This window comes from Microcoleus sp. FACHB-672 (assembly GCF_014695725.1).
GTDB lineage: Bacteria > Cyanobacteriota > Cyanobacteriia > Cyanobacteriales > Oscillatoriaceae > FACHB-68.
The window spans coordinates 111,655-127,919 of the sequence record NZ_JACJOU010000009.1 but is presented as its reverse complement, the minus strand read 5'-3'; the positions used below and the strand labels follow the sequence as shown (position 1 = coordinate 127,919).

The window sequence follows — 16,265 nt, the reverse complement described above, 5'->3', positions numbered from 1 at the left end:
TAACGCTGAAGTTTTAAAGATCGCGATGAAAACGCTAATAACACTTTTTGACAAAGAACGCAGTGAACTCCAGAGAGATATAGATAAGGCAAGCAACCTTGACCAAGTCGTAAAATTGGTTCAAAACCGGCTTGATAATCTAGAAAGAAGTTACATGGGTGATCTTAATGTCGCTCAGGTACGTCTGGCTTCCTTTTTTCTAGAAAGCCTGCGCCAGTCTGTTGCTGCTTTGAGTGCGGCTAATGAGGTTAAATTTTCTGTTCCACCAACCCAATCACTTTCTAACCAAGCTGCAAAGTTAGCCCCGAATAAGTTAATTTTAAAAGTTTTACAGGCGCTTGCCGGCGCAGGAACTTTAACTTCCTTAGTTTCCTTAATGCCAAATGACCCGCAAGTGTGGATGCCGACCTTATTGGTGTCAGTGGTCATTGGCTTAGAAGTTGCCCTTAAACTTGACAAAAAAACCAGCGAAAAGAATTCAACTGTTCCGCTGCTTCCAGAAACGACGCTGCCGGTTGTGCGCGTTGATAGTCAAATTTTGTTAGGCAACCTTGCGGATGCTTTAAATACAATCGACCAGGCAGTTGCACGGGCAATAGATGTTAAAGGAACCCCTGATTCCAGTGGGTTAGAAGAATTGCCAGAATTGTTAACGCTGATCCAAAGACTTTGGGGCGCGTCAGTCCTGAATAAACCCCAGATGGCAATTGAACTAACAAAAATGTTGCCACAAGTTTTGATGGAAGAGGGAATTCGCGCTCAAATTTATCAGCCCCATGAGGCAAAAAATTCTCGTGAGTATTTTGATTTTGAGCCAAGCATTGATCCCGCGACTAAAGACTGCGTGACAATCACGCCGGCCTTATTTAAAGGTGATAGCTTGCTACGGCGTGGTCGAGTGATTGAGCCGGCTAATCTCATTACCCCACAAAGTGATCGTTATAATGAAACTGTGCGGTGAGCCGGCAGTTGCTTTAAGTTGGGAAATTAGAAATCAATATTAACACCCAGTCAGCCGAATCGTTTAATTCAAGACTAAAATTTTTAGTAAAATCATGGAAACTTTAGAAACAATCGGTTTCGACCTGGGACATGGAGAAACAGCCGTTGCCAAAGCTGTAATCGAAAGCATTGAACCTCCAGAAATGCTGGAAGTTAACAATAAAAAAAATCAAATTACTGCCCTAGGTTGGCATCCTGAACTTGGCTATCTTGTGGGAGAGCAAGCCTTAATTCAAGTTGGGGTTACTCAGCTACAAATCGCTTTTAAGCAAAAACCTAATCAAGATGCAAGTTATCGAGAAACCCTCCGAAGTTTCTTAAAAACCTACTACTCTCTTTTGAAAGAAAGTAAGCAAATTCAAGGCGAGAAAAACAGCTATTTTTATGTAGGTTGCCCTTCAGGTTGGTCACTAGAAGATCGTGAAGAGTACCAAAAGCTGCTTCAGGAAGCTGGAATTCCGCTGCTGAATGTGATCCCAGAATCACGAGCGGCTTTTATGCAAGCCAAGGAAGCCGGTAAACTTGAATACAACAAGCTGACCTCATCGGTACTCATTGTTGATATTGGTTCTTCAACAACTGATTTTACTCTCGTTAAAAGCTTATCCGAAATCCCCATAGATTTTGGCAGTAATGAGCTGGGGGCTTCTCTAATTGATAAAGCAATTTTTGAACGTACGCTAGCCAATCACGAGCAAAAAGAATTACTTGAGAAAGTTTTTTCTCAATATTCACATCACAAAGCTCGCTGTGAACTTGCCTGCCGCAAAGCCAAGGAAGATTATTTTTCTAACGAACAGCTTTACAGTTCCCCTCAATCTTTTGCACGGGGGTTTGAGTCGATTAACGAACAAATTTATTTTATCCCCCAAGTCAATCAATCAATTATGGAGGAAATTTTAAACCACCCCTTAGTTGAATTAGGGAAAAAGAGTTGGATTCAATCATTTCGTGAAGCAGTCACGGTGGCGAAAGAAAAGCTTGATAAACAAGGCATTGCACCGAAAGTCGTGCTAATGACAGGTGGGGCATCTCGCATGAAGTTTACCCGTCTTATTTGCGAGAAAACCTTCCCCGAACCCGACACGCAAGTTCGTCCTGATCCAGAACCTGAGCGCTGCATTGCACTGGGTTTAGCGCGAGTGGGAAGATGGGATTTGCGGGCGGCTGCTTTCAAACAAGAAATGAATTACTTATTTGATTCAAATTTTTTCAGAAATCTCATTGAAAAAAATCTGCCAAATTTAATAGAATTATTGACCAACTCACTTTCAGATGAATTAATTAAATCCATCGTTAAAACTGGGTTAAAAGATTGGCAACATAACAAAATTAGAACTTTATCTGATCTCGAAGTCTCTATGAAACAGCGAGCGGAGCAGTGGGTTAAAAGTAATGAAACTCAGGCTCTCATCAATAGCCAATGTCTGGCTTGGTTTAATAGCAAAATTCAGCCTGAGTTAGCCGATAAAACCGATCCGATTTGTCGAAAATTTCAGATTCCCAGAAGTAGTTTAAGGTTTGAGGAAGGGATCGCGCCGGCTGCGGTTAATCCGGAACTTCAGATCGGAGATGCGATTCTTGCCGAAATCGTGTCATTTATCATCAATGTGGTGATTGGTGGAGGCACTCTTGCTAGCCTACTGACTTTAATCTTAACTGGACATTTAGCTTGGCCAATCGCCCTCGTTTATGGAGCTTCAGCTTTAGCGGCAGGAATGGAGCTAAATCGTAAGGGCGTTAAAGATACGATTAAAACAAATTTAGATGTTCCCGGTTGGATGCGTTCAAATTTGTTAAGCGACAGTAAAATTGACAGTATATGCAAGGAAATAAATCCGGAGTTGGAGAAGGTTCTTAAAGAACAACTGGCGGCGAATCAGGAAACTTTTGATCAATTAATGGAAAAAGTTGAGTTAGGGCTAAAAGACGCTCTGAATGCAAAGATTCAAGAAGCGATCATTTTAATTCAATAAAAACCGGCACTTTATCAATTTAATGGGATGATGCAGGCTCTTTGTCAAATTCTAGGCAAGAGCTTGTTTTTTTATCTAGTTGTATATTGTCGAAATTTTTAATACCAATTCTTGAAACCATTACTACCAATCCTCTAGACTACTTCTTATCCCAGAGTATTATCTTCCAGGCGTCCGCTCAGACGCGCTACCACCTGAATCAACTCATCTGCATCCACCGGCTTAGCCAAATGTTTCTGAAAACCGGCCTCAAGCACGCGCCGGCGATCCTCTTCCATCGCGTAGGCGGTTAGCGCCACCGCAGGGATATTTCCCCCCTGATCCGCAGCCAAAGCTCTCACCTTGCGGATCAAGGAGTAGCCATCCTCCCCAGGCATTCCGATATCGCTGACTAAAACATTGGGTTGAAATTGCTGTAGAGCGATAAATGCTGTACTTACGGAGGCTGCAACGATTACCTCAGCGCCACTTTGCTCTAGTGCCGTAACAATATAGTCTCGTGTGTCAGCTTCATCATCAACCACAAGTACCCGGACGTTGGAGAGAGGGACAGGGGGAGAGGAGGAGAGGGGAAGAACGGGAGAATTTTCTGCTGCCGGCAGCCTTCTGCCTTCTACCGGCTGTCTTTTCAAAAGTGGCAGCAGCACGGTGAAGGTTGCCCCTTGTCCTTCACCCAGACTTTCCGCCTGGATCGTGCCGCCGTGCAGTTCTACTAAATGGCGCACAATTGCCAAACCCAAACCCAGTCCGCCGTGCGCCCGTGTCGTTGAGCCATCTGCCTGACGGAAATACTCAAAAACATGGGGAAGAAAATCGCTGGCGATGCCAATGCCGGTGTCGCTGACTTGAATTTGAGCCATAGAACCGGCAGCCGCAAGGCGGATCGTCACACACCCTCCCGACGGGGTAAACTTAATCGCATTGGTAAGCAAATTCCAGACAATCTGCTGAAACCGGCCTGGATCGGCTGAAATCAACCCCACCGTCGGATCAAGCAATCGCTCAATTTTAATCGCCTTCGCTTCAGCAGCCGGTCGCATCGTATCGAGCGCCCCCTCAATAGTCGAGACTAAATTCACCGGCATTATATTGAGGCTGGTTTTGCCCCGCAGAATGCGCGAAACATCCAGCAAATCTTCTATCAATTGGGTTTGCAACCGGGCGTTGCGCTCAATCGTTTCTAGGGCGCGAGAAATGGTTGCTGCATTAAAGTTACGAGTCCGCAGCATCTGCGCCCACCCCAAAATTGCATTCAGCGGCGAACGTAACTCATGAGAAAGTACCGCCAGAAACTCATCCTTGATCCGGTTCGCCGTTTCAGCCTCGGCGCGTGCTCCCCGTTCACGAGCTAAAAGTTGCTCGCGTTCTGCCTCCATCTGCTTACGGTCGCTAATATCGGCAACAATTGACAGACAGCTCTTTAGGCCTTTTGCATCCTGCAGTGCAGTCGCCCAAACGGCGATATCAATGGGTGAACCGTCTTTTTTCTGCCGGCGCAACTCTACCCCAATTAATTCCTCACCTTGCCCGATGGCGGCGAGGTTTGCCAGAAATTCTTCTCGTTTGTCTTCTGGAACTGAAGGCAGAAAACCGCCCAGTGCTTCTTGTTCACTCCAGCCAAAAATCCGCTCAGCGGCTGGGTTCCATAAAGTTACAACCGCATCATTGAGATTAAACACCCTAATCCCTAAGGGGCAAGCTTGAATCAAGCTGTTAAGGGTTTGATTGGTTTCCCACAGCTTTTCAGAAGCTTGTTTGCGATCGGTAATATCCGTAATCATGGCGATCTCGCCGGTGAATTCTCCTCGCTCATTAATAATGGCGTTGCTAGAATTCAGTGTCCAAAGCTCCGAACCATCTTTGCGACGCCACCGGCATTCACTCAGTGCTTTAGTTCCTTGGGTTTGCCCCTCAATATTTCCCTCGGATGCGATGCGGGCCGGCTCGTCCGTAAAATCAGAAATCGGACGCCCCATCATCTCTTCCACGGTATAGCCCAGCATCTCTGCCATTCGGGGATTCACGAAATCTGTGTGCCCTTGGGCGTCAATTGTCCAAATCCCTTCATAAGACGTTTCCACGATGCGACGGTAGCGTTCCTCACTCTGTCGGCGCTCTGACTCGGCTTGTTTGAGTTGAGTTAAATTGAGAACAAAGCTGACCCCGCGATCCTGAGAGCCTTCAAACATGACGCTGCCGAGTACAACGGGAATGCGGCTGCCGTCTCTGCAAATGTATTCCTTTTCTAGGGCACTCGCCGTCTTAGACTGCTGCAGTTGAGCAATCGCCTCCTCACTCAGATGCAACTGTTCAGGAGGGGTCATGTCTTTCCATCGCACCTTGCCGGCTTGCAGATCTTCCTGGGTATAGCCCACCATTTGCAAGAAGGCATCGTTGGCATCGGTAATGTTGCCGGCGGTGTCCCAAAAGATCACGCCGATCACGTTGGACTCTACCAAGCGTCTAAACCGGGATTCACTCTCGCGCAGCGCTTCCTCTGCCTGCTTGCGTTCGCTGATATCGATGCCAGAGCCAATGTAACCGACAAAACTGCCATCGGGAGAGTAAAGCGGCGCGCCGGTATCGAAAATCCAGCGGTATTTACCATCTGCTCGTTTGTGCCGGTATTCTATTTGGAAGCCTTCCAGCCGGTTTAATGCCACCCTATACGCATCCACACAAGGCTGTACATCGTCAGCATGTCGCCCTTCATACCAACCAAGGGAGAGTGCTTCTTCCAAGGTGTGGCCGGTAAAGTCTAGCCAAGGTTGGTTGAAATAGGTGCATTGTCCGTCAGTGCCGGCCATCCAGATAAATGCCGGTGAGTTATCTGCCATTGTGCGGAAGCGAGCTTCGCTTTGCTTGAGCGCATCTAGCGCCGTTTCAGCCGCAGCGCGGGCTAACCGTTCAGCTTCAAAAAGACGCGCTCGCTCTAGAGCTTGGGCGCACTGCTGGGCCAGCGCCAGCATAAAAGCGCGGTCATCTTGATTGAATTGCCGATCCTCTGGAAAGCCCAAACCGAGTCCGCCCACAACGCGCTCGTTCACGATCATCGGGATGGCAACTAAAGCGCCATCAGTGGCCGTGGATTCTACATGGACAGACACTAGATGGGGATACTGGGCGTTACGCTCTGCCTGTGTTTCCAGCACAATCGCCTGTCTGCGCCGCACCGCATCCGCAATGGGTACGGGCGCATCCGCTGCAAAACGGGGCCATGCGTCCACAACATCTTGCGAGTAGCCCACGATCCGGATATTCTCAAATTCCGTGCCGGCGTCATTGAGCAAAGAAACAAGTCCGACATTTGCATCCAGTACGGCTAATCCTGAAGTAAGGATCGCATCTGCAACTTCTAAGGCTGTCAGTGCTTCCGAAAGGGTGGCAGTGACGTATTGCAAACCGGCGATCCGTTCAGCAGTGTGCTCAGCCAGCTGCCGGGTTTGCTGTTCTTTAATCAAAAGCTGAGCACGTTCAGACTCGATTTGCTTAGCGACAGAAATATCACGAATAAAGGCAGTGCTTGCCGGCCCATCGGGTAAATCAAACCGGGCCACATAAACCTGAAAAGGAAACACTGATCCGTCCCTTCTTTGACCGAGGGTTTCATAACTATTTGGAACGCTTTCCCCTCGATCTCGTTGTCGAATCCTTTCAGTGATCTCCTCGTGGCATTGGGGTGCAATATCATTGAGCAACGGTGTGCCTTGCATTTCAGAGACAGTGCTGTAGCCAAACATCTCAAGGTAGGCGCGGTTGACGTACAAACTGACTCCGTTCCGGGCGATGGAGATGCCCATTGGTGCGTTGTCAAATAGCAAGCGGAAGCGCTCTTCACTCTGCCGCAGAGCTTCCTGTGCCCGCTTGAGTTCAGTAATATCCCCCACTGCCACACCCGTACCTAAAATTTCCCCACTCCCGGAACGGATCGGGTAGTAGCTTGCTAACCAGTGCCGGTGTTGATTGGGGGACGAAAATGTCTGGCCATCCACTTCTAAATTTAAAACCGGCTCCCCAGTGGCCAGGACTTGCCGGTGAAGTGCAGTTGAGATGGATGCAGTTTCCGCCGGCAAAATTTCCTCAAGAGTGCGTCCTAAGTGATCTGCCAAAGGAATGCCGTTGAGTTCTGCGAGGGAACGATTGAGGCGAACAAAGCGCAGATCGCGATCCATAAAGGCAAACCCAATCGGTGCACTTTCCAGCAAAGCGTTGAGCAATGCTAAGGATTCATCTTTGCGTTGTTCCGCCTCCTGAACCTCGCGGTAAAGCAGTGCATTGTCGATGGCGACAGCAGCGCGGCGGGCTAAATCTTCAGCCAAGGCAAGATCGGCGGCATTATAATGGCGATCTGATTCGGCTGTGGCAAAGGAAATGGCACCGAGTACCCGCCCACGAGCCATTAGTGGCACGCTCATATAAGACTTGATTCCCAACGAGCGCAGCATCTCTAGGTGTTCTGCATTTAGGGCAGTGGCAACTAATACCTCATCGGGCATCTGTGGATACAGTTGTGATTCCCCTGTACGCAGTACCCTAGCGATTGGGTTCTCCCCATTCAGGCCGGTTGGGTAACGCTGTTCAATGTCACGCGCTAGCTGCTCTTTGATTGGGTTTGGATGAACCGCAGCCAGCCGGCGGAATACCTCATTGGTTTCGGCAATATCAACAACGCAATAATCTGCCAGAGTGGGAACCGCTAAACGCGCCACCCTGGAGAGAGTCGTTTCGTAGTCGAGGGAAGAAGCCAGCAGGGTACTCGCTTGTGATAGAAACTGCGCCGCTTGTTCTGCCCGCTTTTGATCCTCGATATCTGTACAAGTTCCAAACCACTTGATAATCTGGCCTTCTGCGTCGTGCATCGGTAAGGCTCGTGCCAAGTGCCAGCGATATTGTCCATCGGACGAGTGCCGCAAACGAAATTCAACTTCGTACTTCGTGCCGGTGTTTAAAGAGTGCTGCCAGCGATCAAGACTCTGGGGCAGATCGTCTGGATGCAGTATCTGTTGCCATCCCCAGCCGATCACGTTGTCAACGCTCAATCCGCTGTATTGAGCAACGCGCCGGTTGATGTAATCTAACCGGCCATCAGGTTGTGCCGTCCAAATCAACTGAGGGATGGAGTCGGCGAGGAAGCGAAAACTTTCTTCGCTTTGGATCAGCGCTTGCTCTAGCTGTTTGCGCTCAGTGATATTTTCAAAGGCGATTCCCACACAGTGATCGGGCAGGGCAAATGCTTTGATTGAAAAGAATTGCCCAGTAATCCGTTCATCGCTGTAAAGCAATTCTCCAAAGTCTTTGGCAGTGCCGGTGTAAATCACTTCTGCACAATCTTGAGGCAATTGTGTCTCAAGCATTAGCGGGAAACTCTCAGCCAATGTGGTTCCGATCAACTCTTCCATCGCTACCCCGTTCGATTGATCGGCAGCGGGATTAATTGTAAGCAGTCGAAAAGAACCCATATCGTAGCTATCTTCCAGTTGCCAAACGCTTAAGCCCACCGGCACATTTTTAACAATGTCTGCATAAAGCTGGATGCGCTTTGAGGCGGCTTTTTGCTGGGTGATATCCTCGATCATGCCAAATCCGTAAAGCGGCTCAGCGTTATCGTCCCGAACCAGCGTCACGGTTAAATTTACCCACAAATTTTCTTGATTTTTTTTGATATATCGTTTTTCTAACTGATAACTAGAAATTTTTCTCTCAAATAGTTGCTCAAGCAGCCGCATATCTGAGTCAATATCTTCCGGATGGGTAATATCAATAAACGTCAGCTCGGTTAATTCTTCTGCAGTGTATCCCAACATTTTGCAGAAACTTGGATTGACATTAACAATTTTATAATCCAAATTAGCGACAACAATTCCAATGGGTGAAGCTTCAAAAAAGGCGCGAAAGCGTTCTTCACTGGCTCGCAACTTCTCCTCAGCTAATTTTCGTTCGGTGATGTCATAAGAGGTCACGACACCGGCTACAATGCGCCCAGAAGCGTCGCGAATAGGGGCGGAATTGGCAATCATCGTGCCACGGCTGCCATCTCCCCGCACGATTTCCACCTCTTCGTCTATGACGACTTCTCCAGTTTTGATAGACCTTGCCAAGGGGATTTCTTCGGCAGTGTAAGGCCGGCCATCTGAGTGAAAGATTTGGTACTGCAAATAGTCTTCCACTTGGTCAACGATTTGGTAATGGCCGCGCACGATTTGCTCCTCCTGCCCGTTCATGAGAACAAGACGCCCTGAGGGTGCTTCGGCAACAACGACGCTGGCCGGCATTTGTTGCAATACGGCTTCCAAGAGTCTCTCCTTTGACTCCAACTGCTCGAAGAGGCGATCACGTTCTGCTTCGGCTCGTTTGCGATCGCTTAGATCCAGGATAAAGCCTACGCCAATTTCGTCTGGGCCTCCTAGATAAGCAGTTCCCACGAAAACAGGGACACGGGTGCCGTCTCTGCGAATGTATTCTTTTTCAAAAGGAGTGTGGGTTCCTGTTCTTTTCAGTTCCTTGATCGCCTGCAAATCGAGGTGCCGATATTCGGGTGGTGTTAATTCTACCCAGTTCAGGTTTCCAGAGAGCGCCTCTTCTGGTGTATATCCCAGAATCTCGCACAAGGCGTGATTGACTTCAATGATTCTGCCGTTACAGTCTGCGAACATAATCCCAATTAAGTTTGACGCTATCATGCGTCTTGCGCGGGATTCGCTTTCGCGTAGCGCAGCTTCGGTTCGTTTCTGAGCGGTGATGTCATAGGCAATGCCTAGGACGTATTCGACTGAACCATCTAAGGCAAATTCTGGCACCATGCGCGAGCAATAGTAGCGCGTTTCCTCAGTGGCGGTTGGTAATTCAAATTCAATGGTCAGTGGTTGCGCTGTGGTAAATATTTGGTGAAAATAAGCTTCCCACATCGCGCAATCTGCTTCTGGATTGCCTAATTCTCGGTGAGTTTTGCCGACAAATTCTTGCTGGGGAATGCCGGTTACTTGTTCGATGGCGGGGTTAACGTAAACGTGACGAAATTCTCTGTCCATGCGGGCGATGAGCAAGGGCGCATTTTCAAGGATGGTTCTAATTTCTCGCTCGCGTCGATGTAATTCTTGCTCTATTTGCTTGGTGTGTGTGATGTTGCGCCAAGTTACGACAAAACCATCCTCTAGTTTGCTAGCGCGGATGTCATAAGCTTTGACTAGGCGTTGCTGGTTAAAGACATCTTCATAGATCAGGGATTCTTTGCTTAGGGGAATGCCGGTTTCTACGACTTGGCAGTATTCCTCAAATAAGTCGGTTTCTTGATATGCCGGCAGCAATTCACCCAGTCGCTTGCCAATTTGTTCTTCTTTGCTAAACAAGTGATCTGCACAAGCGCCGGTGTTGATATATTCGACTTGAAAATCTGTGATGCGGCCTAATTTATCTCGAATGCTTTTATATATGCCAAAACAGTCGAGCATATTTTCGACTGAGATGCTAAACTTCTGTTCGCTTTTTTGTAATGTTATTTCTACGGACTGGCGATCTGGGATATCTACGAGAAAACCGCTGAGGCGTTGTAGGTTGCCTTCGGTGTCTTTGACAGTGCTGAGTCTGTCACGCAGCCACACCACTCCCCCGTCGGCTGTCACGGCACGAAACTCAATTTCTTGTGGCTTTCCGTCAGAGATGGCTTGATGATACAGAGCTAGGGTACGATCTCGCTCATCTGGATGGATTAGGTTCGCCCATAAATTCGGATTTGAGAGCCACTCCTGGACAGGATAGCCCAAAAGTTCTTCGGCTTGCCGGCTCACAAAGGTAAACTGCAAGGTGGTTGTCTGTCTTTCCCAGACGATGACACCGAGTGTTTGCGCGATATCGTGCCATTGTTGTTCCATTCCTCTATCCTCGGTGTGTGCCACCTATTCACGAGCCTAGCACTGAGTCGCTACGGCAAAATAGGACTTCTTGGCAAAAGTGCGATCTCGCACTAAAACTATTATGTGCTCCAGATTTTTGCCGGTCTAGCGACCGTGCCGAGCTGTGTATTTTCCCAGAGGAGTGCCGGCATTTTGATTTTAAAGCTGCTCGGCAGAAGCCGGTTTGAGATCCACACCTTGCCGGCACGTCTGTAGCGTCGGTGCCCTTTGGAGACAAAAGTGGCTAATTCAACGTAAATCACGTTGCTGAGGCAGTGTCCCTACAGGCAGCACGTGATGCCGGTGTGGGTTGTGAGGGTGCGCTGAGGAACACCAGGATTATTTAAACGACAACATAATATATCAGCTGGCAACTTGGGAGAAGTTGGTGTCCTCTATTGATGTGCTTTAAGTTTACTGCTAATTTTCTAATCGCTTCTCTGACTTTTGCCGTCTTGAGAGTAAATTCAGCTGTAGCTCAACCAGTTGTATCCCCTCCAAGCCTTACAAAAAATTCATCTGAAGCAACTATCTTTAAATGTATTCCTTACAGTAATGAATTTTTTATCACTGTTGCTCGAAACGGTGAAAGAGAAGCTGCTCTATTTATCTGGAGCACTCAGAATTTTAGTTCTGATATACCTCCTCAAGAAGCTTGCAATAGTTTTGCACAACGCTTGAGTGAGCAAGTGACTCAGAACAGCGGGAACTTGGAAAATTTGCTGTTTACAATGGGGCGGGTGAGTGATCGAACTGTGCTTTGCTTGGTACACAATTATCAAGAAGGCTGTAACACACGTAACACCCTATTCACGCTGAACCCTCAAGATGCTAAGCAATATAATGGACAACCCTATAAATTCGTAGAATATTTAACAAACTTTCGGCCTCCGGCTTGCGATTCTCAACTTTTACAATTTGTTGGAAATCCGATTATCGATATTGAGCGGCAATTTTATTTTAGTTTAGAAATTTGGCAAAATAAATTTCTATTAAATGAAACTTCGATCCCTTCACCTCCACCTGAATGCTTAAATCAGAAACAATAATAAAAAACATAAAAACTATGAATAATTCTAAAAAATATAATGTGTAGATAGTACGAAATACATAATTTTAAAAACATCCAATTTAGCTATATAAGCGTTAATCGTATCTGTGTTTACCTGCGATTAAAAACAAAATTAAACTTTTTTAAAAAGCTAATTTATTCCCATCACGATCAACCACTCACAAATCAATCCTCTATATTTTAATTTGCCTTACAAAACCTAAACTTCTCGAATCACACCGCCTCTTCGTTGATCTCCTGCCCCTGAAATATCTCCTTCCGAAGTTTCCAAAACTGTATGAACTCCCCCAAAAAACATATTTTTTTTCTCCCACTCAACTAACTGAAGACTAGAAGTAAGCCCTAAATTCTTAATTTCATCACCTTCAAATCCTGGTTCCAAATTAAAAACATTATTTTCCCAGTGAACTCTAGGACTATCCACTGCCCTATCAACCGGCATCTTAAAATCAATAATATTGGAAATGACTTGTAAAATCGCAGTTCTGATCCGATTCGATCCACCAGAACCTAAGACAATTTCTGGTTGATTATCTTTTAACACAATGGTGGGAGCCATCATCGAAGAAATTCGCACATTTTCCGGCCACTTATGGAATCCCTGGGGATTTAAATCTTCTTCACCCAGCATATTATTGACCATAATGCCGATGCCGGGAATTACATAACCCGAGCCTTCCCCATTGGAAGTTGTAACACTAGCAGCATTTCCTTCACTATCAACGACACTAAGATGGGTGGTACTGCCCCATTTACTGGAAATTTCTGTTAATTGATTAACCGAGTTCGATAAATGAGAAGAGTTTAAAAAATTCTCTGCAACATCTTGTTGATAAAGATTTCCATCTAAACCATCTTTTCTGGCATCATTCGTTAAACGCATCACCTCTGCTAATATTTGCAAATGACGATGGCTGCCAAATTCTAGATTTTCTAGATTAACATTGGATAGCAGTTTTAAGGCAAAGGCAATCAGTGTGCCTCCAGAACTCGGCGGAGGATTTGTTAGTAAAGTATTGCCTCGATAATTTATAATCAGCGGGGTTCTTTCGATAACGCGATAATTTTTTAAGTCTTCTAAGGTTAAATGCCCCCCTTGATCCTGGCAGTCTTTAACAAGTTGATGAGCGATTTCACCTTCGTAAAATTCTCTTGCTCCTTTTTCTGTTAAGTAGGTTAATGTATTGGCAAAGTCTGGGAATAATAATTGTTCGCCGGCTTGAATAAGCGTGCCGGTGGGGGCATATATTTTGCGGCTTCCTTCAGAAGCCAGCATAATAGGGCTGAGAAGTGTTAAGCAGTAAGCTTGAAAATTGTTGAGTTCTATGCCGTTTTGTGCGTAGTGAATTGCCGGCTCTGCAACGGCTTTAAAAGGTAATCTGCCTAACTTTTTTTGAACGTAAAACACCCCAGCAAGATTGGCCGGCACTGCCATAGAACCAAGCCCAATATGAAATTCTTGCACGGCTCCGCCAAAATTAACTTCAATCGGAACAAAACTTAATTCTGACTCAGGTTTTTTTCGACGTGGGGTTTGAGTGAAAAAATCAAATAAAATATTTTGGTTATCTTGCGTGTGTGCTAAAAGAAATCCGCCACCGGCAGCCGAGGTCAAGGCAGATTCAGTGACAAAAGAGGCTAGGATTGCAGCGGCTGCGGCATCAAAAGCATTGCCGCCTTGGCGCAACATTTCAACACCAGCTTCTGCTGTTTTCGGGTGGCCGGCTGCAATAACGCCGCGAGTTTTTTTAGGCATAAATCGTAATTTCTCCTTTTTCTGCTTGTCTGAGGTCGGCAACATCTAAATATTGGTAGAAGCCAGCCATATCCCCGCGCTTACTGGAAACTCTTGAGGTGACAAGGCGTGCTTTCAATCCCGCTCAATTCTATCGTGTTCTGCCTTCTTTCTTCCATCAGATGTTCCGTTTTGCTGATTTCCTAAGCGTTCTAACAGACGTGATAAAATACGCTTCAATTCAGGCGACAAACTCAAAGGCAAATCTTCAGAATGCAGATGTAAATCTTGTTGTGGGAAAGGAATTTTAATGTCTTGCTCCCGAAAGAGTTCTTCAATGCGAAAATAGATATCGCTTTTGAGAATATATTGTTTGCTAGGTTCTTTTGTCCACACAAGTAATTCAAGCTCCAGATAACTCTCCCCAAACCCTATAAATAAAATTTGGGGTGCAGGAAAGGGCAAGACACCCTCATGATCTTTCGTGGCATCCAACAATGCTTGTTTAACTTTTTTCATATCTGAACCGTAGGCCACACCAACTGGCAACTTCAACCGGGAAACTGGATTGTGATGACTCCAGTTAATGACTTCAGTTTCTAAAAATCGGGAATTTGGCACAATGATAGAAACATTATTGAGCGTTCGGATCAGGGTGCTGCGTGCCCCTATTCGCTCTACCGTGCCCATATATGTTCCAACTTCAATAAAATCTCCCACTTGAATTGGGCGCTCAAAAATTAATACTAAACCGCTGCCAAAGTTTTTGGCGATATCTTGAAATCCAAAACCAATCCCAACGCCTAGCGCACTGGCAAGAATGGTTAAGGAACTAATATCTAACCCCCAAATTTGCAGCACAACAAGGCTGCCCAAAATAATTAAGCTATATTTAATAATGACGGCAACAGCTTCCTGTGCGCCCCGATTAAAGCCGGTGAGTCCTAAAATTCGAGACCTTACCAGATTGGTGGCAATTCCAGAAATAAAAACAACTCCAAAAAGTAGAACCATCAGAATGAGGAGATCCGTCACCGAGTAATCGTTTTGGCTGAGGGTGAGGATCGGAGAAGTAAACGTTGCACCCAAACTATTTGTGAGCCGGTAACTCCACTGCCGCGTTAAGGGAAATAGATTGGTGATATTAAAAATTGTGGCTAGCCATAACCCCAACCGCGCACTCGCTAGAGTGAGGTTGAGCAACACATCCATTACTTTATGAGATTCAGGATTGGAACCTGCCGGCACCGGCATCACTCTTTGCAATCCTGTAACGATATAGTGCCGCCAAATATGTCCTACAAACCAGTGAAGCACCAGCGCAAACATGATCATCGCAGCGACTTGAATTAAGGCTTCTTGAATAAAGTCGCCGCTGCGTTCTTGCTGAGCTTGTTGCAGTGCTTGCTGAATTTGTTTCGCCCAAATATCAGCTTGTTCTTTTGCTGTCATGCCGTCAATTGCATCGCGTTCGGTGACAGTCAGCAAATACTGATCATTCAGTAAAATCGTTGATAATTGGTTACGTTCTTCAACCTTGACTGTCACCGGCACGGAAGATTGAGCGACCTGTTTTAGTTGAGTATTAATCCATTCAGCGCGAAATTCAGCGGGATAATCTCCCGCTTGACTGAGTAAAAAAAGTTCTCGACCATCTAAAATGATTGGAGCTTTGGAAACTGAGGGAACTACTTTTTTGACTCGTTCGGGGCTTTTGACAGCTAGCAACTCATCAGAATAATCTTGCGGGTAACTGATTAAAGAAAGTTCCGATTTTGGCGAAGCTACAGTGGCACTGAAGGCAGTCATCGGATCGCTTTTCCCTTGTGCGATTGCAGGCGACCGGCTCAACAAACCCAAAAGCAGCGCCATGACAATTCCAGCAGTACAACAGGCCGGCAAAAGCCAAAATTGATGACGGTTTCGATTGTTTTTCACGTAGATGCTCCGACCTATATAGGGACTAGGGGCTAGAGACTAGGGACTAGAGGCAAATGGCGCATGGCTGAGGCACAAAGTTTGTGAGCAAAGGCCGTTATCGTTGTAGGGTTAAGACAGTCGGCTTTTTCGGCAGCAACAATTCACGCAAAATGATAACACTTCTCTAAAACCAAAAGATTTCTTATTTTAAAGGTTAGCAGAATGAGAGCTATTGATAAGTGTTCACTTTGTAAATGAAAAAAGAAAAAATTTTGAATGGAACCCCCCAAAGAGAGGAATTCGGCAGTTTATAAGATAAGCATTTAGAGGGACGCAAGTAGCGCTATCATTTGATTCTCTTAAAAGAGGTGAGTATTTGAGGGCTGGAAGATGCAAAAGCAATTGAATGAAAATCCTAGCAAAACAGATGGCAGTAGAAAAAATCTAATTAATAGCCTGCTTACGGGTTTGATTGTTGGCATCATTGCCGGTGCCCCTTTGGGTTGGTTCGTCCATCAGTATTATGCGGAGCAACGGTTAGCTCAAATTTTGATATGCCGGGAGAAACATAGAAACCAGCCTGAAGAAAGAGTGCTGGCGATTTGCGGGTCTAGGTTCTAGAAATCAATTAAAGAATCGCCGACTCAGAGTTGCTTCTTGACACAAAGGAG

9 protein-coding genes are annotated in these 16,265 nt (G+C 46.1%); 4 read left to right on the top strand and 5 right to left on the bottom strand.

Going from position 1 to position 16,265, the window contains the following annotated elements; translation table 11 throughout:
* The first annotated feature begins 25 nt into the window (after positions 1-25).
* Together H6F56_RS06070 and H6F56_RS06065 are read left to right on the top strand one after the other, a co-directional pair.
* Positions 26-961: a hypothetical protein gene (locus H6F56_RS06070; protein WP_190665962.1), complete on the top strand. Its 936-nt coding sequence runs from the start codon at positions 26-28 to the stop codon at positions 959-961.
* Positions 962-1,055: 94 nt separating this feature from the next.
* Positions 1,056-2,978, top strand: coding sequence for an Hsp70 family protein (locus H6F56_RS06065; protein WP_190665961.1), 1,923 nt, complete (start codon positions 1,056-1,058; stop codon positions 2,976-2,978).
* Positions 2,979-3,124: 146 nt separating this feature from the next.
* On the opposite strand, the gene H6F56_RS06060 is transcribed toward H6F56_RS06065, so the two are convergent.
* Both H6F56_RS06060 and H6F56_RS06055 read right to left on the bottom strand, forming a co-directional pair.
* Positions 3,125-10,846 (bottom strand): PAS domain S-box protein, encoded by a 7,722-nt coding sequence (locus H6F56_RS06060; protein WP_190665960.1) that lies wholly within the window; start codon positions 10,844-10,846, stop codon positions 3,125-3,127.
* Positions 10,847-10,947: 101 nt separating this feature from the next.
* Positions 10,948-11,130 carry a hypothetical protein gene (locus tag H6F56_RS06055; RefSeq protein ID WP_190665959.1) on the bottom strand — a complete coding sequence of 61 codons (183 nt, stop codon included), beginning with the start codon at positions 11,128-11,130 and terminating at the stop codon, positions 10,948-10,950.
* 192 nt (positions 11,131-11,322) lie between these two features.
* On the opposite strand from H6F56_RS06055, the gene H6F56_RS06050 reads away from it, so the two are divergent.
* The gene (locus H6F56_RS06050; protein WP_206753391.1) at positions 11,323-11,916 is read left to right on the top strand and encodes a COP23 domain-containing protein; all 594 of its coding nucleotides are present in this window, start codon (positions 11,323-11,325) and stop codon (positions 11,914-11,916) included.
* Positions 11,917-12,138: 222 nt separating this feature from the next.
* Here H6F56_RS06050 and ggt read toward each other — a convergent pair whose 3' ends face one another.
* From ggt to H6F56_RS06040, 3 genes are read right to left on the bottom strand one after another with little or no spacing between them, the layout of a single operon-like run.
* Positions 12,139-13,695 (bottom strand): gamma-glutamyltransferase, encoded by a 1,557-nt coding sequence (ggt, locus tag H6F56_RS06045; protein ID WP_190665957.1) that lies wholly within the window; start codon positions 13,693-13,695, stop codon positions 12,139-12,141.
* Positions 13,688-13,813 carry a hypothetical protein gene (locus tag H6F56_RS26750; protein ID WP_255513686.1) on the bottom strand — a complete coding sequence of 42 codons (126 nt, stop codon included), beginning with the start codon at positions 13,811-13,813 and terminating at the stop codon, positions 13,688-13,690. Before H6F56_RS26750 ends, ggt begins: the two co-directional genes overlap by 8 nt.
* Entirely contained in the window at positions 13,810-15,612 is a 1,803-nt protein-coding gene (locus tag H6F56_RS06040; protein WP_190665956.1) for a mechanosensitive ion channel family protein, read from the bottom strand. Before H6F56_RS06040 ends, H6F56_RS26750 begins: the two co-directional genes overlap by 4 nt.
* 372 nt (positions 15,613-15,984) lie before the next feature.
* On the opposite strand from H6F56_RS06040, the gene H6F56_RS06035 reads away from it, so the two are divergent.
* Complete coding sequence (locus tag H6F56_RS06035) at positions 15,985-16,215, top strand: hypothetical protein (protein ID WP_190665955.1); 231 nt, start codon at positions 15,985-15,987, stop codon at positions 16,213-16,215.
* Positions 16,216-16,265: the final 50 nt, after the last annotated feature.